We start from the raw sequence: 17,845 nt of genomic DNA on the forward strand, positions 1-17,845 counted from the left end.
CGCGGCCGCCCCGACGACGACCGCGGCAACAGCGCGGACAACGCTTCCCACTCCAGATCCGACAGTTCATGACGACGCACCATGCGACACATGATTCCCCATCAGAACCCTTTGAAGACACCCCCTAGCCCCGATGTGTCAGCTCAGGCGACCCCGGGCACCCGGGACGAGTCGCGCCGAAGGCGTATCGAAATCTGATGGGCACAGCAGGCCGGAGCCGGCTGTGCTGTTCAGCCACACCCGGTCGCTGGGCTGAGCGAGTCGGTTGGGCCGGGGGCGTTGTAGTCGGTCCAGTCCGGGTATGCCGGGTGCCGCGGGGGGTACTGGTCACGGCGCCAACTCGCAGCGGCGTCGCAACGCCGGGATGAAAGGAAAGCGCGTGAGTCGCGTCTTGATCGTCGAAAGTCATGACCGGTCCGGCCTGCGGCCGGTACTGGAGGCCGTCGACGCGATGGCGGTTGTGGGTGAAGCGGCTGATGCTGTGCAGGCCGTCAAAGCCGCCAAGGAGTATCGGCCCGATGTCGTGATCATGGATGTGTCCCTTCCCGGCCAAGGTGCGGTCGAGGCCACCCGTCAGCTGTTGGGGCTCGGCCTCCCTCCGAGGGTGCTCGCGGTGACCACCTCCAGCCCGGACGGGAGGGTCCTTGACGTGCTTCGCGCCGGAGCCTCGGGCTTCGTCGTGCAGGACTGCAGTCCTGACGAGCTGGCTCACGCGGTGCGGATCGTGACTGCCGGCGGCAACGTCCTCGACTCGAAGATCATGCAGACGCTGACTCGAGGCCGTCCTTCCACGGGCTCCCATGATCTGCTGGAGAGGATCGGCAACCTCACGGACACGGAGCGGCAGATGCTGGCCCTCATCGGTGGCGGGCACACCAACCAGCGGATCGCCGATGAGTGCCGTCTGTCCATCACCAGTGTGAAGAAACACGTCTCGCGCCTGCTCCAACGACTTGGACTGGAGCATCGGATCCAGGCCGCGGTCCTCGCCTGGGAAGCCGGGATCGTCGGACGGGAATGATTGCCGCAGGCGGCCGGACTGGCCCCCTGCGACGCTCACAGACACCCGGCCGCCGCTCATCCGTCCGGCGTCCCGCGGTGACGGCCGGCCCCTGCCCGGTCTGCGCGGCGGCGAGGGCGGAGGCGACTCGGGGATGCAACCGTCCGGCGCGGCGCGGCGCGGCGTGCGCGTGAATATTCGCCGGTGTGCGACGGGCGTGCGGGCCGGGTGGGGTGCACCAGTGAGGTGCCGTTTCTTCGGTGAACCCGCGCGCCCAGCCGGGTGAGTCGCGGCTACAGGCCATGTCCACGGCCCCAGTCCGGCGCGCTAGATGTATTGCCCCGGGAGGTTGTGGACGGGTGATGGAGGTCTCGGCTGAGGCGTCTTGAACGGGTGAGGGACTTCCGGGTTCGGTGTGGTGCAGACGCGAGAACGGGCTCTGGCTCAGGTTTTGTGGTCTGTGACTGTGAGTCACCGGTTAGATCTAGAAGAGGGCCTCCTCTTGTGGCGGGATCGGAGGGTCGAGGACATCGCGGAGGCGGGTGATGTCTTGGCGCCATTTCGGCCCATCTACGGCCTCGCCCCACAGCTCGGCGAGCTCAGACAGCTCAGCGATCACTTGCTCCAAGGCGTCGACGGCGAGCATTCGAAGGTCTTCCGGCAGCTCCGGCAACGGCTCCGACGGGCCGTAGTTCGAGCACGCAGCCTCGCCATCAGGGTGCTGTGCGGCCACCAGGGCTGCGGCGGCAACTGCTCGTTCGGCGTCCGGGGCGTCCAGGTGGTCGGCAGGGGCGGCGGCGCGTTCGAGCACGCGGCGAATCATGGACTCGCGTTCTTCCATGGCCGCCTCGTCCAGGTCTCCGCCGAAGTCGGCGGCGGTGTCGTTATCGAAGGGGCCGATGTCCCAGGTGCCCATGATGATCTCCTCTCGTAGCAATGCCGGATCCTCGCATCAGCCACCGACAACACGGTCATGGAGCGAGCAGGACTCGTTTGCGCAGGAGAGCGAAGCCGGCGCGGCCGAACATTTGGCGCTTGAGCATCTTGATCCGGTTGACGTGGCCTTCGACGACGCCCGAGTTCCAGGGCAGTGTGAGGCCGGCAATGACGGCGTCGCGGTCGCGGTCGATTCCGTTGGCGAGGGTGTGAAGGCTGGGCAGGTCGTCTTGTCTGACCGCGTCGAGCCAGTCAGGCAGATGCTGGCCCTGGCGTTCGGTGAGCATGGTCGCGAAGGTGCGGACGTGCCGGGTGAGGGCGTCGAGTTCGGGGCAGTTGGCCCGGACACTCTTGAGCTGGAGCTGTTCCGTCTCGGTGAGGGAGTTCGGCCGCCGCAGGATCCATCCGGCGACCGTGCGGGGCGAGGGCGGGCGAGCGGTCACAGCTCGTGGGGAGATGCGCTTCTTGCGTATGTAGGCACGAACACGCTGGTAGCTGCCCTTGTAGCCGAGCGGCACAATCTCCTCCCAGAGCTTCCACGCGTTGGTATGGCCCTCATCCCAGCGCTCGTCGAGGTAGATCTTGTACTCGTCGAGGACGGATGTCCGGTTCTGCCACTGGCCGGTGAACAGTTCCTCCGGGGCGGTGGCGTCGGCGAAGCGCTGGACGGTTCGCCAGGTCATCCCGAGCTGGCGTTGGATTGAGCGCCGGCTGTGGCCGGCGTCCAGCAGGGCATGGATGGCAGCGTGGCGGGCTCGGGTTCGTTCGGCGAACCGGTGGCCGGTAGGCCAAGGCGACCCTGTCGCCTCCTCCTCGGGTATCGGTTCGTGCTTCTTGGGCATCCGTCGTCGTCTCGGGGACAAGGATCCGCAGGCAGCCACGGTGCTGGGCGACGCTTCGCTCCGCGGCCTCGCTGAGGTTGTGCCACAAGTGCCACCGATCCGCGACCTGAACGGCCTGGGGCGCTCCGATGGTGGCGCCCTCGGCGAAAAACGGGGCCCGGTCTCGGCAGACGACCTCGATCCTGGGCCCCTGGGCCAGCCACGCAGCCAGAGTCGCGGCCTCCCGGTTGGGCAGCAGGTCGACCGGGCGACGAGTTTCGACGTCGACGAGGACGGTGCCGTAGTGGCGGCCCTTGCGGGTGGCGTACTCGTCGACTCCGACCACCCGCGGTGCCGGAACGTCCGGCTCGGCCAGTGCGTCGACCAGCCGCAACACCGTGCTGCGGCTGACCTTAACCCCGAGGGCACCCGTCAGGCGGGCGCCGGCCCGGCCCGCGAGTGCTAGGCCGACCGCGGTCAGCGTCGACCGCAGCCGCTCGGTCCGCTGCCCATGTCTCCGGGTCAGCCCCGATATCTGTTCCACGAACGTACGCCGCCCGCACTCGGCGTTCCGGCAGGTGAACCGCCGGACTCGCAGCCGCAGTACGACGCTCCGTCCTGCGCTGGGAGCATCGGCGGGAAAACGCAGGTAGGAGCCGTGAACACGACTCGACCACGTTCCGCACGCCGGGCACTTGGCACCCGCCGCAGTGCAACACACGTCAACACGCACTATCGCGATGTTCACGTCCACCGACAGCACCACGACATCGCCGACGGACGGCAGTAACAGTTCCTTCAACCGGAGTACGAGTTCTTCCACGGACCCGAACTGTCAGCCACACCGCACCAGCCACTGGCCGTTTCCAGGCAACTTCCTAAGGTGCCCAGACGACCTCACCCGTCACTCACAGTGCACGGATCACAGAACCTGAGCCAGAGCCACAACCCGTGAATAAAGCCACCGAGGACACCCTCGACGGGCAACGGGCCCCATCTATCCGGAACCCAAGCAAGATCCCACGTGAACAACGTGTACCCCCTCAGAAGGGCTTGAACACGCGAGTTCTACAGGGAAGCCGTCCACTACGACCGGACCTCCGCCGAGCAGCGGCAGCGGGATCTCGTGCAGTGCGGAGCCACGGCTGTAGAGATCTTCGAGGCCACCCACGGACGGTAGACGACACCATGCTGCGCACACCGCCGCAGCTGGCGGTCCGCTTCCACGTGTCGATGACCTTCACCCTCGGCGGACCGAAGGTCGAGGGGACCTGGGAAGCCGAGGCGTCTGCGGTGAAGCGGTTCCGCGGCTTCATCGGAACCCACGGCTCGGACGACGTGACCATCACCTTGTCGGCCGAGACGGACGGCATCCGGCGCCGCCTGCGCACCTGAACGAAGGACCACGGCGAGGTGCTCCACGCCGAGCGCTGACCCCTCCGGGACGGAGCGGACCCGGGGCCACCGTCGACCGCTGGCCGCCAGCCGATCGGGATGGCAGGCGCTTCCTCTATGTAAGAACGGTGGCGGCCGCCGATCACCTACTGCGCGTTGGTGCACCTGTATCGGCATGAGGGCGCATAAGAGAGCGTCGGCGGCCGGAGACGTTTTGACTCTTGATGGTCCGAAGGTGGTCCCGCACGCTCTCGACGCCGGGCATGCCCTCCCACACGGTCCAGGTGGGGTCGACGTAGTACGCGCGTGCCGCGCCAGCACGGTGCTGCTGTACCCGAGCGCCCGGGAGGCGCTCGGGTGTCTGGGGCAGCGGATGTCAGCGCAGGCGTAGCGTCACTTCGGCGACGTTCTGGTCGTCGTAGGTCACGCTGAATGTCTCGCGGGTGCCGGACCCGCACGCCTGGAACTCGCGGGTCTCGCCCGCGGCCGGACGGATGCGGACGACGGCGCACTTACCGTCCCTGCGGGTGTCGTCGACCCATCCGTAGATTTTCACGTCGCCCATGTCGCACGCGAGAGTCCACTGCGCGTGAGCGCCGTCGATCTTCGGTGACCTGCTCGACGGGCACCGGTCGGCGCTGGCCGGTGTACCGGCCGCGACGACAAGACCAGCCGCAAGTACACAACTGACGGCAGCCGAGGCCATAGCCTTGGCGATTCCCAACATGTTCTCTCCTCAGACAGACTTGTTCGTGCGGGCCGGGTGCCGCACTGCGAACGCGGTCAGGCAGCGCTCTTGGCGGCTCTCCTTCAGGGGGCGGGGGTGTAGGTGACGGTGTCGCCGCCGCAGCCGGCGGCGAGTTCGTAGAGGCGGTCCTGCTCGGCGGGATCGACGGCCAGCTGCCACCGGAGCTTGGTCGCGGTCCACTCGGAGGCGTAGCGGCACAGGGCGTCCGCCGACGGCGGAAGCCATTCGGCGGGGTCCTGGTCGGCCTTGGACTGGTTGGAGCGCGCGGTCACCGCGACCAGCGAGCTGGCCTGGCCCTGGTCGTTGGCATACGCCTCACGCCGCGCCGCGGTCCACGCACTGGCGCCCGAGTCCCAGGCCTCGGCCAGGGGCACCATGTGGTCGATGTCGAGAGAACCTGCCACGGTGACGGTCTGCTCGTCGTAGTAGGAGAACCAGCTGCCGCCGCTCAGCGCGCACCTCGCTCGGTGGGATTGTCGCCGGTGTTCCAGTGCCGGAAGGCGTCGCGCTGGTAGCCGGTGCGCGATTCGTCGGCAACTTGGAGCGCGGAGACCGCGACACCGATGGGGAGGACCTCGGGCACGGCCGGGGCGGCGTGGGCGGTGGTGGGCAGGGAAACGGGGAGTACGGCCAGGGCCAGAGCGGCCGCCGTACGCATCACGGTGATCATCACGGGCACGGTTGTAGCCGCGCAACGTTCCTGCCGGATACGGGCCGTGGGGTGGTGTCACCCGATTGGCGAGGCCCGGTTCACCGGAGAAACGGCACTCCTGCCCCGTGGCGTCGACGCAGGTTGACCGCATGGCCTGGGCGCTGGCTGCTGCGGGCGGAACGCCAGATCCCGCCAAATTTCACTACGTTCGAGTTCGGATAGTCACCGGCGCTCCGCCGCGCGACTGCCACCGTCGGGCTCGGAAGAGTTGCTGTGCCGATACGGCGCGGAGTGGACCGCGACCAAGCTGCGCTAGGGCCTGGCGGTCGAGGAGCTGGAGCGGGATCGGCTGCTGGACATCGCGGCGGGCTGCGGCGGCACCGAGGTGGAGTTCACCCCCCTCTTCCCGAACCCGGTCGTCGCCGAGTCGCTTCTGGACCGGCTGATCAAAACCAGCCATCAGGTCATCATGAACGGCCCCAGCTACCGCCCGAACAAGCGGGCCAAGAGCCCCGCCGACAAGAACGGAAAGACGACCCCATAGGGAGGTCTGCCCACAAATCACCGGGATCGGTGCCTGCCATGCTGAAAGCCAGGGACCGATCCGTCAGGGCACCGCGCTGCCGGTTCCGCTAATCGATATTGATGTTGAAGGTCGACGTGCTGCCATCCGCAGCGGTCAAGGTCACCGGCCCGAACGTGATGATCACGACGGAGTTACCTCCCGGGCCGCGATAGAAGCCGGTCGCCCTGGTGATCCGGACGGCCAGAGCCGCGAGGGTTGCCGCCGCCTGCTCGTCGGCGTCGACCTTCGGTTGGGCCAGAGCATGGTGACCATGGGCTTCTGCCCAGTCCCGAACCCTCCGGGCGTCGCGACTCATCTCCGGAAGGATGCTCTCGTTCGCCCAGGCCCACAGCCACGAACCCGACGAGGGACTGAAGCTGGCCAGGATCTGCGCGGGCGCCGTCGCGGTCTTGTCAGGGAACGTCCACGTGATGAGGCCGGTCTTCTGGTCCAGGCCCCAGCGGTCCGCCGAGCCCAGCCCCCAGGACACGTGCGCCCGAGCCAGCTGGTCGATGATGTCTTCGCCCTGCACCAGCAACGTGCTCAGGTCGGCCGGATCCACTCCCTGAGCAGGGCTCTCCGGCTTGCCGACCCGCTTGAACAATCCCATGCCACGAAGTCTGCCAGAGGCCGCCGACCACCCAACGGCCCCCTCATGCCCAGGCACCACGCCAGCCGACCAGGTGGGGAATTACGTGAACGGAAGCCTGCGGAATTACGTGAACGTCCACAGGGATAGAACTCGACCGCTACGCACCCTCGTACACCTCCGACTGGGACACGCTGGAGCGCGGGATGACCGATCTGCGCCACTTCCTGAAAGAGGAGCCTGTGCCGGAACGCGGCGCGCGTTGCCCTGACCGAGAGGCGTCGGCAGCGGGCTGAGAGTGGCTCGGCAGCTGGGCTTCTCCAGGGAGGTGCTGCGAAGAGGAAACCCCTGCTCACCAGCCCAGCTGATCGGGATGGCAGGCTCGGCCTCCACTCGAAGGGAGCTCCGCGATGAACGACAAGCCGGAGACGGAACGCACCGACTGCACCGACTGCCACGCCTGGCCGGACGCCGGCAACACCCGAATAGGGATCGGACCCGGCGAGGTCTGGCATACCCCGGACTGCCCGGCCCTCACGATCTTCATGATCAATATGGAGGCGGGCAGCAAGCGCGTTAATGAACAAGAGGCATGGGCCAAAAGCGTCTTCCCCGCCGCACACGACAACCGGGGCCGGGGGGAAAGTGGTCGGCAGCGGCCGGGGAGCCGCGGAGGTGCGGCTGGGCGGCGAGGCGGTGATGTTCGTCGGTCCCGGCGCGGGTTTGGGTGCTGCTGCCGCTGTCCGGACCTGGCGCAGGGTGCGCTGGTCGGCGGAGAGCGGTGGCGGGCAGGTGGGTGGGCCGCTGTGGCCGGCGGTGTCGTCGCAGGTCCAGTGGGCGAGCTGCCAGTGTTCTTCGGCGAACATCTGCAGTTCTGGCCTGCCCCGGTCCGGGGTCCAGACCTTCCAGGGGCCGACAGCCAGGACGTAGTCGCCGACGGTGAGCGGTGCGAGAAGGCTGGGGTGGTCGGAGCGGATGCGTACGGTGAAGCCGTTCGCTTCGGCGAGGCGCAGGACGGGCGTGTGGCGGCTGTCGTTGCTGATGGAGGTGACGCGGCCGTACAGGGCGACAGGATGGGTGGGCTTGGGACCGGTGGTCAGGCCCCTGTACAGCGCGGCATGGTCGTCGGGTGACGGGCCGTGGCAGAACTCGCTCCAGGCCACCGCCGTGTTCTTGCCCGGGCGGCGCACCTTGAACCGGTCGACCACCGCGGGGTCGAAATCGTGCTTCTGCAGGAAGCGGGCGATGACCACTGCACTGTTGATCAGTGGGGGCAGCAGCGGCCGTACCGTGGCGATGTCCACCCCGATGTGGCCGCCGGCCGCAGCAGAGTCGTCGTCGACACCGGTCGGAATATCGATCTGGGTCAAGTCTCCGGGTAGCAAGAGGTGCAGCTCATCTCCGCTGATGACGGCAACGCCCTGGGAGCCACGCGCAATCTTCTGCTGGACCTCGGTCGGGTTGAGAGGGCAGTCATCCTCGTGGGTTCGGCCTGCCGCCAGCCGGAACAGTGCGTTCCTGCGGGCGCGGCCCACCGGGGCCCGCTGCGACACCACCGGTGTCGTGCAGAGCAGACAGACCAGCGGGACCTTCTCACGGCGCCACCTGTTAGACGACACTCTGCGTGGTGATGCAGAGGGGTGACGGCGACACTCTTGTTGTGCACAGGCCGTGTCGGTGTCTGGACTCTGATGGTTGCTTCGTATGCGACGACACCGTGAGCACGAAGAACTCAGGCATAGCTGGCAGACGGGGCCGACGGCTGCGTGGCTCCATCCTCAGAGAATCAGTTCGTGGAGTCCCATTCGTCTGAGGTCATTGGCCTGGCGTCGGGGTAACGCCGTTGGATCTCACTCAGCACCCACGCGTCGGCCGTGCGGACATCCCAGCTGGAACTGTCGAACTCCCGCAGGGTCAGTACGAGTTCGTTGCCCGCATAGCCCTCGAAGTCTCCATTGACCGCCTGCAGATAGGGCGCGTCCATGGCCAGCAGCTCAAGGGTGGGGATTCCGGTGCCTGCTGAAGCCTTCATCATCTGAGCGAACGCCGGGTGCGGCTGCTCGTCGAACATCTGGGCTTTCCATGTCAGCCCGAGTCCGTTACTTCCCAGTCGGATCAGAAGCTCGGCCAGGGTGACATAGCGGCGATCAGCCGGGCGTCCCGGGTGAAGGGCGTCGTCCCGCCAGGCCGCAAAGGTGACCATCTGCACGGTGGATGGCGTTTGAGTCATTGGCTCAGCAACCTGCTTCGATCTTGGAGAGTCGCTACTTCCAGCTCTTCCATTGTCCAAGCTCGCACCATCCAGACGAAGCGGATTATGTCTCGCCCTGGTCCGTGGGAGCACAGCAAACCAAACAAGGCAGACAGGTGATCGGGCGAATCGCGCATGACCGGTGGTCCGTTTGGAGAGGTTCCGGCTGATCGTTGCAGGTCAGGTGGAGGTGTCGGTGCTGGTTGTCGACTCGGACGGGCTGTTGGTGGAGCGTCAGCTTCGGCAGGGCCGGCTGACTTGTCCGGCCTGTGGGGCGGTTCTCGCGCCGTGGGGTCACGGCCGGCCGCGGTCGATCCGGGGCGATCTGGGTGCAGGGCTGCTTCTGCGGCCGCGCCGTACGCGCTGCTCGGGCTGCAAGGTCACCCACGTGCTCTTGGCGGAGGTGTTCTGGCCGCGGCGGGCGGGTGCGGCCGTCGTGATCGGGGCCGGACTGGAGATTGCCGCTCTGGGCATGGGGCACCGCCAGGTCGCCGCCCACTTGGGCCTGGCTGAGGGCACGGTCCGTGGGTGGCTGCGGGCGTTCGCCGGACGGGCGGAGGCAGTACGCCGACACTTCACCGTGGCTCTGGTCGCGCTCGCGGACGACCCGGTGATGCCAGATGCGGCGCCTTCGACGTTCGCTGATGCCGTCTCGGCAGTCGCGGCCGCCCATCGGGCGGCCTCAACGAAGTGGCCTGGGATGCTCACGGTGTCGCGGTGGGAGTTCGCTGGCCGGGCGATAGGCGGCAGGCTGCTGACCTCGTCTTCTTCTCCTATTTGATCAACACAGGCCGCCCCTGGGCGGGATCGGAGGGTGCCGGAAGTCTTGATCGTGTCCGCCGGTGAAGCGGCGGGCTCTGTTCGAGACGCGAGGTGGGTTGCCTATGTCACCGAGTGAGGACGAGGACCGTCGCCGGGCGGAGCGGGCCCGGCAGGTGGGCCTGTTCCGCTACGGCCTGATCCAGGACCTGATCGACACGAAAATCACGACACGCCAGCGCGGGAAACTCGCCCGCGAACTGGCCGCGAAGGAGCACACCGACCCGTTCGGCCGGCAGGTCAAGGTGACCCGCGGCACGCTGGACCGCTGGGCCCGCCACTACCGTGCGGGCGGGTTTCCCGCGCTGGTGCCGGCCCAGCGGCAGGTGACCCCGCGGACCCCGGTGGAGGTGCTGGACCTGGCGGCCGCGTTGAAGAAGGAGAACCCCGCCCGCACGGCCGCGCAGATCCAACGGATCCTGCGGACGACACAGGGGTGGTCGCCGACCGACCGGACGCTGCAGCGGCACTTCGCGGACGCCGGCCTGACCGGCGCCAGCGGCGAGAAGAGCGTGTTCGGCCGGTTCGAGGCCACCCGCGGCAACGAGCTGTGGACCGGCGACGCCCTCCACGGACCGAAGATCTGCGGCCGCAAGACGTATCTGTTCGCGTTCATCGACGATCACAGCCGGGCGATCGTGGGCCACCGGTTCGGGTTCGCCGAGGACACCGTCCGCCTGGCAGCCGCCCTGCGGCCGGCGCTGTCTGCCCGTGGGGTCCCGGAGTCGATCTACGTCGACAACGGGTCGGAGTTCGTGGACACGTGGCTCCTGCGAGCATGCGCGTCGCTGGCCATCCGCCTCACCCATTCCAAGCCGGGACGGCCTCAGGGCCGAGGGAAAATCGAACGGTTCTTCCACACCGTCCGTGATCAGTTCCTGGTCGAGCTCGATCACGAACGTGTCGGTCAGATTGAGCATCTCGCAGAGTTGAACAGGCTTTTCACCGCGTGGGTGGAGACGGTTTATCACCGCACGGTGCACTCGGAGACGGGGCAGCCTCCGATTGAACGGTGGCTGGGTTCGATTCCCCGGCCGCTGCCGCTGCCCAGCCCCGCTGATCTTCGGGAGGCGTTTCTGTGGTCGGAGTTCCGGACCGTGACGAAGACCGCGACGGTCAGCCTGCACAGCAACAGCTACGAGGTCGACCCGATGCTGGCCGGGATGAAGGTCGAGCTGGTCTTCGACCCGTTCGACCTGACCGAGATCGAGGTGAGGACCTCGGGGAAGGCGGCGGGCAAGGCGGTCCCGCACCGGGTGGGCCGGCACACCCATCCGAAGGCGAGGCCGGAGACACCTCCGGAGTCGGCCCCGCCGACTGGAATCGACTACCTGAAGATCCTCGACGAGACGCACACGGCGAACACCGCGAAGGGCATCAACTACTCGTCCCTGATGGACGACGGGCGGGGAGCTCGATGATCGACCGCGTTCAGGGGTACTTCGGTTTCACCCGTGTCCCCTTCGGCCGCAACCTGGCCCCTTCCATGCTCCACCAACACCACTCCCACCGGGAGGCCGCCGCCCGCATCGCGTGGTGCATCAACAACCGGGCGATCGGCGTGGTCACCGGCGAGGTCGGATCCGGCAAAACGGTCGCCCTCAAAGGGGCCGTCGCTTCACTCGATCCGGCCCGGTTCACGGTGATCTACCAGCCGAACCCCAAGGTCGGCATGCGCGGCCTCTATGACCGGATCGTCACCAGCCTGGGCGGGACGCCCAAGTTCCACCTGGCCGCTCTCGCCACTCAGGCGTCCGCCGCTCTGGCTGCGGAGGTCGACGAGCGGGGAAGGACGCCGGCCGTGGTGATCGACGAGTCGCACCTGCTCGACCACCAGGAGCTGGACGCAATCCGGATGCTCACCAACTACGACATGGACTCCACGACGCCGTTCGCGGTGTTGCTGATCGGCCAGCCCACCCTGCGCAAACGCATGAAGCACGGCGTCCTGGCGGCCCTGGACCAGCGGATCTCGATCAGCTACCAGATGCCCACGATGACGAAGGAGGAGACCGCCAGCTACATCAAGCACCACCTCACGATCGCCGGACGCGAGGACACCCTGTTCTCCGACGACGCCGTCGAGCTCATCCACCTCACCAGCCGCGGCCTGCCCCGATCGGTAAACAACATCGCCTGGCAGTCACTCATCGCCGCCTTCACCGAAGAGAAAGGCATCGTCGACGAGTCCTCCACCCGCGCCGCCATCACCGAGACCCACGCGACAGAGTGAGCACGAAGCCGACACCGTGTTCACGACGACCCCGGCGGCCTGACGGCCGCCGGGGTCGTTTCATCCCATCCCATCGACAACCAGCACGTCGCCTTCATGCTCATCTTCAGCGTCGCTCAACACCACCAGGGCTCATCAGCAATCTCGTGGGCATAGACCCTCGCACCTACGAGCCCGTCCTGGAACAGCCGCGCCTTGTCTATTGCTTCCCCCCGTGGTCCTCAAGGGATCAAGGGGATCATGGATGGAGGATGGGAGAACAGACAATCCACGGCCAACGGACCCCCTGCTGCCGCTTTGCCGCCTCCCGCTTGCGGAGCCGGGTCAAGGCCGGTTGGAGCAGTACACCCTGCCAGGTGATGTGGCCTGTGGTGGCATCACGCCATGAAAGACCCCTTCTCCTCCGCGGAGGTATCGACCCTGCTGTCACCGGTGGGGTCCGTGGACCGGGACGCCGCGCGACGGGCGGTCGCCGACCGTGCCATCGATCGCGCCGACCTCGCGCGGTTGCTCGACCTGCTCGGCCTGTGGCCGGGCGATGATCCGCCCGCCTGCGGCACGGCCAGTGCTCTGGCGGATTCAGGTGAGGGCGTTCCGGACCTTGGAAGAGGAACGCCGTCCACCATGAGGTGACCGCTCGCGCGGAGCGCGGCAAGCCTTTCCGTCTGTTTTCGACGCTTCATCGCGCTGTGCAGAGGCGGGCAGGCCGTGCTCGTCGTGACCTTCCCGGGTCATGTTCGGGACAGTGCATTCATTAGGTCGTCGCGAGTCATGTTCGAGCGGCCGGGGATGTTGGCGGCTGCCGCCTTCTTGTAGAGGTCTGCCTTCGACAGGCCGCTCAGGTCCTGAGCGGATCCGCTTCTTCGCGGCCAGCTTCTTCCCGGCCGTGGTCTTCCCGGAGGCCGTGGCCTTTCCGCCCGTCGTCTTCGGGCTTCCGGCGCGCTCGACGTTGGCGCGCAGCCTCCATGAGGTCGACGACGCCGGTGGGCTCGGCGGGGGGTTCGGCCTTCTCCACGGTCTCGCCGGCCTCGGCGTGTCGTTCACCCTCCCGAACCCCTCCCGGGGGCTGGAGGATCCGGACCGCTGCGGAGGTGAAACGGTTCTCTGCTTCATGCCGGTCCAACACGCGGGCCGGTCGATGTGGCGGGCGGGTGACCGTTTTGACATCGGCTGTGCCTTGATCTGCGCTAGTGGCGCTGGCCGTCACGGTTCGGGTAGAGGGAGGCGAGCTTGCTCCAGTACTGGTCGAGGAGGGCGTCGGTGTCGCGCAGTGCCGGGTCGAGGAGCTCGGGGTGCAGCTCGGCCACACGTTCGTGCGCGGCGTCGGCGCGGGTGGTTGCCGGTGCTGCACGGCGCCCTGGTCGCGCGGTGCTGGCGCTGTACCGGGCGTCGCGGGCCGAGCGTGTCGCCCACCATCGGGCCGCGAGGATGGCCGCGGTGAGCGCGGCAGCGGAGAGGGCATGCAGTGCTGGATGCGCAGCCACGGTTTCCTCCCACGAATTCAGGCAGGCGACGAGGGCGGTCGGGCGCCGGTCTTTGCGGCGGGCGCCGCCTCGGTCAGGTCAGCCGGGCCAGGTGCCCGTCAGGCGTCTGGTAGCGGTTGCGCCTGCCCGGTCGACGGCGGCCTTGACGAGGGCGAAGATCGCCCCTTGGAGGGCTGCGGCGAAGAGGATCTCCTGCCAGCTACGGTCTTCGTCGGTCGCGTCGGGCGCGTCCTCCTCGTTCCCGATCATCTTCCACACCTGCTTGAAGGCCACGCCGGCGAGCATTCCGCTGACGGCGCCCAGGACCATACCGACCGGCTTGTAGGCGATCTTGGATGCCTTCATCGACGCCTCCGGCTGCGCCGGACGAGCAGGAAGACAACCAGGAAGGCGGCGGCGGCGAGCAGCGGGGTGCGCTTCGCGCGTGCCGTGGCCGCCAGCTGGCCGGTCTTCTCCCGTACCGGGTCGGGGGTCTTGTCCGCGGCGAGGTGTCCGGCACGGGACGCAGTTTCGCGGAGCTGCGCTGCGGCGTGGGCAGCTTTGTCGAGGACCGGGTCGGGGGTCTTGTCCTTCAGCAGCTGCCTGGCCTGCTCCGCCTTGTCGCGGATCTGGCCGGTGACCTGTGCGGCCTTCCCGGCCGCTTGCTCCTTCACGGCGGCGGCCTGCTCGTGCGCCCTGGCCTTGACGTCGGCCTTGCCAGCCAGCGCCTCGACGGTCTGACCGAGTTCCTCGCGGGTGTGCTCGACCTGCTCGCGCAGCTCCTCAGGTGTGGGCGCTGACTCTTCGCCGGGGGACTGGCTGGTCATCGCTGGGTCTTCTCCTTGATCTCGGCCACGTCGGCCTTGACGCTGTCGATGGTCTGCTCCGGCGCGGGCGGGCCGGCCTTCGCGATCTGCTTCTTCCCGGCCACCGCCATGACGGCGGCGACCGCTGCCAGCACGGCGGCGACGACCAGGGCCGCAGCCCACACTGGGAGCAGCAGCGCCACGGCGGCGATAACGGCGCCCGTCAGGGCTTGCGCGGCCAGGAAACCGACCAGGCCGGCCCCGCCGAAGAGGCCTCCGCCGACCCGAACCGCTTGCCCTTCTCGGTCACCTCCGCCCGGGCCAGCTGCATCTCTTCCCGCACCAGCTCCGACAGCTGCTGCGATGCACGGGTCACCAGCGCACCCACCGATTCCTCGGAGTCGTGGGCTTGCCGATCAGCGCTGCTCACGAGTCTTCACCTTGCCTTCCTCGTGCTGCTCGCAACGGATAACCCTCGATGTCTGCACGATGGCCGCCATCCGCATGGCGGGGGCGGCGCCGCGCCGCTCAGCTGTCCCGTTTTGGTCCCGGTGGTGCACCTGCTGACAGTGGCGCGCCCACCCGGTAGCCAGCCGGGCACCCGCGCCACATGGTCGGCGCTTCACCCGAAGTGGCGCAGCAGCAGGCGCGGCGCGGCCCGCACCGCAGCGGCCGCCGCCAGCCCGATGGCAGCTCCAGCGGCGACGTCGGAGGGGTAGTGCGCGCCGCTGTGCACCCGCTCGATCGCCACCAAAACCGTGGGCACGGCGCACGCGGCGCCCGCCCACGGCCAGCTCGGAGCGACGGCGGCAGTGAACGCGACGGCCGCGGCGGTGTGCCCGGAGGGGAACGAGGAGCTGTCGGGCCGCTCCTCGACGTCCTCGTGGGGGAACCACTCCTTCGGGAGCCTGCGGCGCTCGACCAGCTGCTTCGCCACCCCGTTGGAGAGCACCTGCGCCACCGCCATCCCCGCCACGCCCGCCACCGCGGCCCTGCGGCCCCTCCATCCGCCCCCGGCCGCCATGACGACGGCGGCAGCCCACCACAGCTTCGTATGCTCGGCCGCATCCTCCACCGACGGCAGCAGGCCACGCGCCCAGACCGAATCCCAGGACGCCATACGCTTTGTCAGCCCGTTCTCGCCCGCCCGCAGGGACGCAAGAAGCCTCATGGTCAGCAGCTTCCCCCACCACCGCCGTTCAGACCGTGATCACTCCATCCGGCGGCGGTCCTCGTCACTCCACTTCCGCGTGTCACGCGGCGGGACATAGGGCTCCTCGTCCTCGGGGTGTCCGCCGGCGACCGCCCGCTGGCGGGCCATCTCCGCGTCGAACTCCAGCCCCAGGAGGATCGCGATATTGGTGATCCACAACCACACCAGGAAGACGATCACCCCGGCGAGGGTGCCGTACGTCTTGTTGTAGGAGGCGAAGTTCGCGACGTAGAACGCGAAGCCTGCCGAGGCGATCATCCAGATCAGCAGCGCCAGGAAACTGCCCGGGGTCACCCACTTGAACCCGCGTCCCTTGGCGTTCGGAGCAGCCCAGTACAACAGCGCGATCATGACCGTGACCAGGAGAACCAGGACCGGCCACTTCGCGATCGACCACACCGTCATCGCAGTGTCACCGACCCCCAGGGCGGCGCCTGCCTGCCGGGCCAGGCCGCCGGTGAAGATCACAATCAGCGCGCTGGCGACGGCGAGGATCATCAGCACGATGGTCAGGCCCAGGCGCAGCGGCAGGACCTTCCAGACGGGGCGGCCCTCGGGCATGTCGTAGACGGCGTTGGAGGTACGGATGAAGGCGGCCACGTACCCGGAGGCGGACCACACCGCGACGGCCAGGCCCACGATCGCCACGAGCGAGCCCACACCGGCATTACCCTGCAACTGCTGCACCGCGCCGCTGATCACATCACGCGCCGAGCCAGGGGTGAGCTTTTGCAGGTTGTCCAGGACCTGCTTGGTCGCAGACTCCCCGGCGATACCCAGCAAGGACACCAAGACCAGCAGGGCCGGGAAGAGGGCCAGCACCCCGTAGTAGGTCAGCGCAGCGGCCCGGTCGGCGAGCTCGTCGTCCTTGAACTCCTTGAAAGTGCCGCGCAGCACCGCCATCCAGGACCGTTTGGGCAGTTCGCTGAGCTGGTCCGGTGCCCGCTCCTCCACCTGCTCATCCGGACCCGCACTGTTGTCCCGGTCCGCGTGCAAACGGTCGTGGTCGTCTCCGCGCTCTGGCTTCGGTGAGATGGGCATACCTGGCGGCTTTCCACACCAACGCAGCCCATGCCTCCACTCCCCTCTCAATGCCGAGGAACGCGTGGTCCGGGCCGCGCGGGTAGGCGCCCAAAAGAGTGCAAAACGTGCCGCCCACCGGAACCCGAAGGAGAACGCACATGATCACCCGAGAGCAGATCTCGGCCGTCCCGGACCACCCGGTCTACGACACCGACGGGAACAAGATCGGCGAGGCCAAGCACGTCTTCCTCGACGACGCACCGGCCAGCCCTGATGACGTCCTGGAGTGACGCACCCGAGGCAGTGAGAGCAGCCTGCATGTTCTCGATGGCTTTCACTGCCTGGCCTGCGTAGTCCCCGATCGCTGCCGTGGAGCCGTCGTCGTTCAGGGGACACGCCCCGGCGAGGAAGATCAAGCGTGACTCGGCGGCCGCCGTGGCCGCGTAGGCGTACTCGGCAACGTCGGACAGGGATGTGGAGCGGATCAAAGTGATGGCACGAGCCATGGCCGTCGGGTCCCTTCTCATCAGGTGTTGAGCGCGGACATCCTGCCAACGGCTGTTGGCTCCCGCCTTCCCCTTTTCTCGCCGGCCTACGACAACGCCGTCACTTCTGCTCGACATTCACGAACCGGGTGATCACCAACTGACTCCGGAACCCATCGAGAAACGCTGCTCCTGGAGATCAACGAAGCCAGTTGTCCGAACCCCGGACGGCTCCGGTCTCGGCGGTTGATGGCCGGTCAGTGGCCGACCGCTGCGCTTCCGGGGCCCAGTCGGCGCCGGCCGGGCGCGGCTGCGGACTGCTCGGCCGGGGCGGTGGCCCCGGCGGCCGGGGCCAGCTCGGCCGCCAGACGGGCCCGTGGGCCGGGCGTGGCCGGGGTGTCGGTGGCTGGGCGGGGGCCGGTGCCCAGCGCCGTCGCTCGGTCATCCGGCCGGTGTGCCCTGGGTGTTCGCACTGGCCCAGGCTCGGCCACCCGTCCGTGTTTGGCCTTTGAGCGTGCCGGGGGCATGTGTGGTCAGTACGATCGCTGGGTTCCGGAGGCTGTTCGGAGCGCTGTCGTGGGGTTGCGGAGCGTGGGTGGAAGAGGGCCCCTGCCGGTAACAGGGGCCCTCGGTGTTCCGTGTGTGTCCGCGTCGGGCCCAGGAGGACTTGACGAGGGTGTCACGGTCGCGGCCGCTGAGAAGTGGCTGCTTGCGTTCAGTTTCGCCAGGGGGGTTGGGCGAGAGCAAGATCGCCTAAGGGTTGTCCCGTAACTGCTGGTCACAGGTGAGATGATCTTGCTGTGGCTGGTGTGATCACGGCGTCGGAGCCGTCTTGGATAGCCCCGT

General features: G+C 68.0%; 16 protein-coding genes and 6 pseudogenes. 8 read left to right on the forward strand and 14 right to left on the reverse strand.

Annotated elements, in window-relative coordinates; all coding sequences use genetic code 11:
* Positions 1-379 precede the first annotated feature (379 nt).
* Positions 380-1,021: a response regulator transcription factor gene (locus AB0D48_RS35665; RefSeq protein ID WP_362406923.1), complete on the forward strand. Its 642-nt coding sequence runs from the start codon at positions 380-382 to the stop codon at positions 1,019-1,021.
* A gap of 463 nt (positions 1,022-1,484) precedes the next feature.
* Here the strand turns inward: AB0D48_RS35665 and AB0D48_RS35670 are convergent, their stop codons facing one another.
* From AB0D48_RS35670 to AB0D48_RS35680, 3 genes and pseudogenes are all read right to left on the reverse strand, one after another.
* On the reverse strand, positions 1,485-1,916 hold the full coding sequence (locus tag AB0D48_RS35670; protein ID WP_362406926.1) for a DUF4259 domain-containing protein: 432 nt from the start codon (positions 1,914-1,916) through the stop codon (positions 1,485-1,487).
* Positions 1,917-1,971: 55 nt separating this feature from the next.
* Entirely contained in the window at positions 1,972-2,778 is an 807-nt protein-coding gene (locus AB0D48_RS35675; protein ID WP_362406929.1) for a transposase, read from the reverse strand.
* 94 nt (positions 2,779-2,872) lie between these two features.
* A pseudogene (locus AB0D48_RS35680) lies at positions 2,873-3,580 on the reverse strand (ISL3 family transposase); the annotation flags it as partial.
* A gap of 365 nt (positions 3,581-3,945) precedes the next feature.
* On the opposite strand from AB0D48_RS35680, the gene AB0D48_RS35685 reads away from it, so the two are divergent.
* Positions 3,946-4,152 (forward strand): hypothetical protein, encoded by a 207-nt coding sequence (locus tag AB0D48_RS35685; protein WP_362406932.1) that lies wholly within the window; start codon positions 3,946-3,948, stop codon positions 4,150-4,152.
* 376 nt (positions 4,153-4,528) lie between these two features.
* Here AB0D48_RS35685 and AB0D48_RS35690 read toward each other — a convergent pair whose 3' ends face one another.
* Together AB0D48_RS35690 and AB0D48_RS35695 are read right to left on the reverse strand one after the other, a co-directional pair.
* Positions 4,529-4,879, reverse strand: a complete 351-nt coding sequence (locus AB0D48_RS35690) for a hypothetical protein (protein ID WP_362406935.1) — start codon at positions 4,877-4,879, stop codon at positions 4,529-4,531.
* Between the two features lie 83 nt (positions 4,880-4,962).
* Positions 4,963-5,570, reverse strand: a pseudogene (locus AB0D48_RS35695) (HNH endonuclease family protein).
* 382 nt (positions 5,571-5,952) lie between these two features.
* Between AB0D48_RS35695 and AB0D48_RS35700 the strand changes: the two are divergent.
* Positions 5,953-6,096 (forward strand): annotated as a pseudogene (locus AB0D48_RS35700) (ATP-binding protein); the annotation flags it as partial.
* An 88-nt stretch (positions 6,097-6,184) separates the two neighbouring features.
* On the opposite strand, the gene AB0D48_RS35705 reads toward AB0D48_RS35700, so the two are convergent.
* On the reverse strand, positions 6,185-6,727 hold the full coding sequence (locus tag AB0D48_RS35705) for a DUF6882 domain-containing protein (protein WP_362406938.1): 543 nt from the start codon (positions 6,725-6,727) through the stop codon (positions 6,185-6,187).
* A gap of 1,118 nt (positions 6,728-7,845) precedes the next feature.
* Here AB0D48_RS35705 and AB0D48_RS35710 point away from each other — a divergent pair.
* Complete coding sequence (locus tag AB0D48_RS35710) at positions 7,846-8,088, forward strand: hypothetical protein (RefSeq protein WP_362406941.1); 243 nt, start codon at positions 7,846-7,848, stop codon at positions 8,086-8,088.
* Between the two features lie 404 nt (positions 8,089-8,492).
* Here AB0D48_RS35710 and AB0D48_RS35715 read toward each other — a convergent pair whose 3' ends face one another.
* Positions 8,493-8,909, reverse strand: a complete 417-nt coding sequence (locus AB0D48_RS35715) for a hypothetical protein (protein WP_362406968.1) — start codon at positions 8,907-8,909, stop codon at positions 8,493-8,495.
* A 244-nt stretch (positions 8,910-9,153) separates the two neighbouring features.
* Here AB0D48_RS35715 and AB0D48_RS35720 point away from each other — a divergent pair, with 244 nt between their 5' ends.
* The 3 genes from AB0D48_RS35720 (at position 9,154) to AB0D48_RS35730 (ending at position 12,009) form a co-directional block, all read left to right on the forward strand.
* Positions 9,154-9,738: a DUF6431 domain-containing protein gene (locus tag AB0D48_RS35720; protein WP_362406944.1), complete on the forward strand. Its 585-nt coding sequence runs from the start codon at positions 9,154-9,156 to the stop codon at positions 9,736-9,738.
* A 103-nt stretch (positions 9,739-9,841) separates the two neighbouring features.
* Complete coding sequence (locus tag AB0D48_RS35725; RefSeq protein WP_362406947.1) at positions 9,842-11,197, forward strand: DDE-type integrase/transposase/recombinase; 1,356 nt, start codon at positions 9,842-9,844, stop codon at positions 11,195-11,197.
* Entirely contained in the window at positions 11,194-12,009 is an 816-nt protein-coding gene (locus AB0D48_RS35730; protein ID WP_362406950.1) for an AAA family ATPase, read from the forward strand. Before AB0D48_RS35725 ends, AB0D48_RS35730 begins: the two co-directional genes overlap by 4 nt.
* Positions 12,010-13,196: 1,187 nt before the next feature.
* Here AB0D48_RS35730 and AB0D48_RS35735 read toward each other — a convergent pair.
* From AB0D48_RS35735 to AB0D48_RS35760, 6 genes and pseudogenes are all read right to left on the reverse strand, one after another.
* Positions 13,197-13,493 carry a hypothetical protein gene (locus tag AB0D48_RS35735; protein ID WP_362406953.1) on the reverse strand — a complete coding sequence of 99 codons (297 nt, stop codon included), beginning with the start codon at positions 13,491-13,493 and terminating at the stop codon, positions 13,197-13,199.
* Positions 13,494-13,571: 78 nt separating this feature from the next.
* The gene (locus AB0D48_RS35740; protein WP_362406956.1) at positions 13,572-13,838 is read right to left on the reverse strand and encodes a DUF4235 domain-containing protein; all 267 of its coding nucleotides are present in this window, start codon (positions 13,836-13,838) and stop codon (positions 13,572-13,574) included.
* A complete protein-coding gene (locus AB0D48_RS35745) occupies positions 13,835-14,299 on the reverse strand; it encodes a DUF3618 domain-containing protein (RefSeq protein ID WP_362406959.1) in 465 nt (154 codons plus the stop codon). The genes AB0D48_RS35740 and AB0D48_RS35745 overlap by 4 nt, the downstream gene beginning before the upstream one ends.
* Positions 14,296-14,708: pseudogene (locus tag AB0D48_RS35750) on the reverse strand (phage holin family protein). The gene AB0D48_RS35745 and the pseudogene AB0D48_RS35750 overlap by 4 nt, the downstream one beginning before the upstream one ends.
* A gap of 192 nt (positions 14,709-14,900) precedes the next feature.
* Positions 14,901-15,449, reverse strand: coding sequence for a phosphatase PAP2 family protein (locus AB0D48_RS35755; RefSeq protein WP_362406962.1), 549 nt, complete (start codon positions 15,447-15,449; stop codon positions 14,901-14,903).
* Positions 15,450-15,488: 39 nt separating this feature from the next.
* Positions 15,489-16,532 (reverse strand): YhjD/YihY/BrkB family envelope integrity protein, encoded by a 1,044-nt coding sequence (locus tag AB0D48_RS35760; RefSeq protein ID WP_362406965.1) that lies wholly within the window; start codon positions 16,530-16,532, stop codon positions 15,489-15,491.
* Positions 16,533-16,672: 140 nt separating this feature from the next.
* Here AB0D48_RS35760 and AB0D48_RS35765 point away from each other — a divergent pair.
* Positions 16,673-16,774 (forward strand): annotated as a pseudogene (locus AB0D48_RS35765) (photosystem reaction center subunit H); the annotation flags it as partial.
* Positions 16,775-16,786: 12 nt separating this feature from the next.
* Here the strand turns inward: AB0D48_RS35765 and AB0D48_RS35770 are convergent.
* A pseudogene (locus AB0D48_RS35770) lies at positions 16,787-17,020 on the reverse strand (Rid family hydrolase); the annotation flags it as partial.
* Positions 17,021-17,845: the final 825 nt, after the last annotated feature.

It is taken from the genome of Streptomyces sp. NPDC048269 (assembly GCF_040652395.1).
Taxonomy (GTDB): Bacteria; Actinomycetota; Actinomycetes; order Streptomycetales; family Streptomycetaceae; genus Streptomyces.

Excerpts from the sequence above, each read along its gene's own strand:
- AB0D48_RS35715 (WP_362406968.1), bottom strand. The coding sequence starts at position 8,909 with ATGGTCACCTTTGCGGCCTGGCGGGACGACGCCCTTCACCCGGGACGC.
- AB0D48_RS35740 (WP_362406956.1), bottom strand. The coding sequence starts at position 13,838 with ATGAAGGCATCCAAGATCGCCTACAAGCCGGTCGGTATGGTCCTGGGC.
- AB0D48_RS35705 (WP_362406938.1), bottom strand. The coding sequence starts at position 6,727 with ATGGGATTGTTCAAGCGGGTCGGCAAGCCGGAGAGCCCTGCTCAGGGA.
- AB0D48_RS35675 (WP_362406929.1), bottom strand. The coding sequence starts at position 2,778 with ATGCCCAAGAAGCACGAACCGATACCCGAGGAGGAGGCGACAGGGTCG.
- AB0D48_RS35745 (WP_362406959.1), bottom strand. The coding sequence starts at position 14,299 with ATGACCAGCCAGTCCCCCGGCGAAGAGTCAGCGCCCACACCTGAGGAG.
- AB0D48_RS35690 (WP_362406935.1), bottom strand. The coding sequence starts at position 4,879 with ATGTTGGGAATCGCCAAGGCTATGGCCTCGGCTGCCGTCAGTTGTGTA.
- AB0D48_RS35730 (WP_362406950.1), top strand. The coding sequence starts at position 11,194 with ATGATCGACCGCGTTCAGGGGTACTTCGGTTTCACCCGTGTCCCCTTC.
- AB0D48_RS35670 (WP_362406926.1), bottom strand. The coding sequence starts at position 1,916 with ATGGGCACCTGGGACATCGGCCCCTTCGATAACGACACCGCCGCCGAC.
- AB0D48_RS35755 (WP_362406962.1), bottom strand. The coding sequence starts at position 15,449 with ATGAGGCTTCTTGCGTCCCTGCGGGCGGGCGAGAACGGGCTGACAAAG.
- AB0D48_RS35725 (WP_362406947.1), top strand. The coding sequence starts at position 9,842 with ATGTCACCGAGTGAGGACGAGGACCGTCGCCGGGCGGAGCGGGCCCGG.
- AB0D48_RS35760 (WP_362406965.1), bottom strand. The coding sequence starts at position 16,532 with ATGCCCATCTCACCGAAGCCAGAGCGCGGAGACGACCACGACCGTTTG.
- AB0D48_RS35685 (WP_362406932.1), top strand. The coding sequence starts at position 3,946 with ATGCTGCGCACACCGCCGCAGCTGGCGGTCCGCTTCCACGTGTCGATG.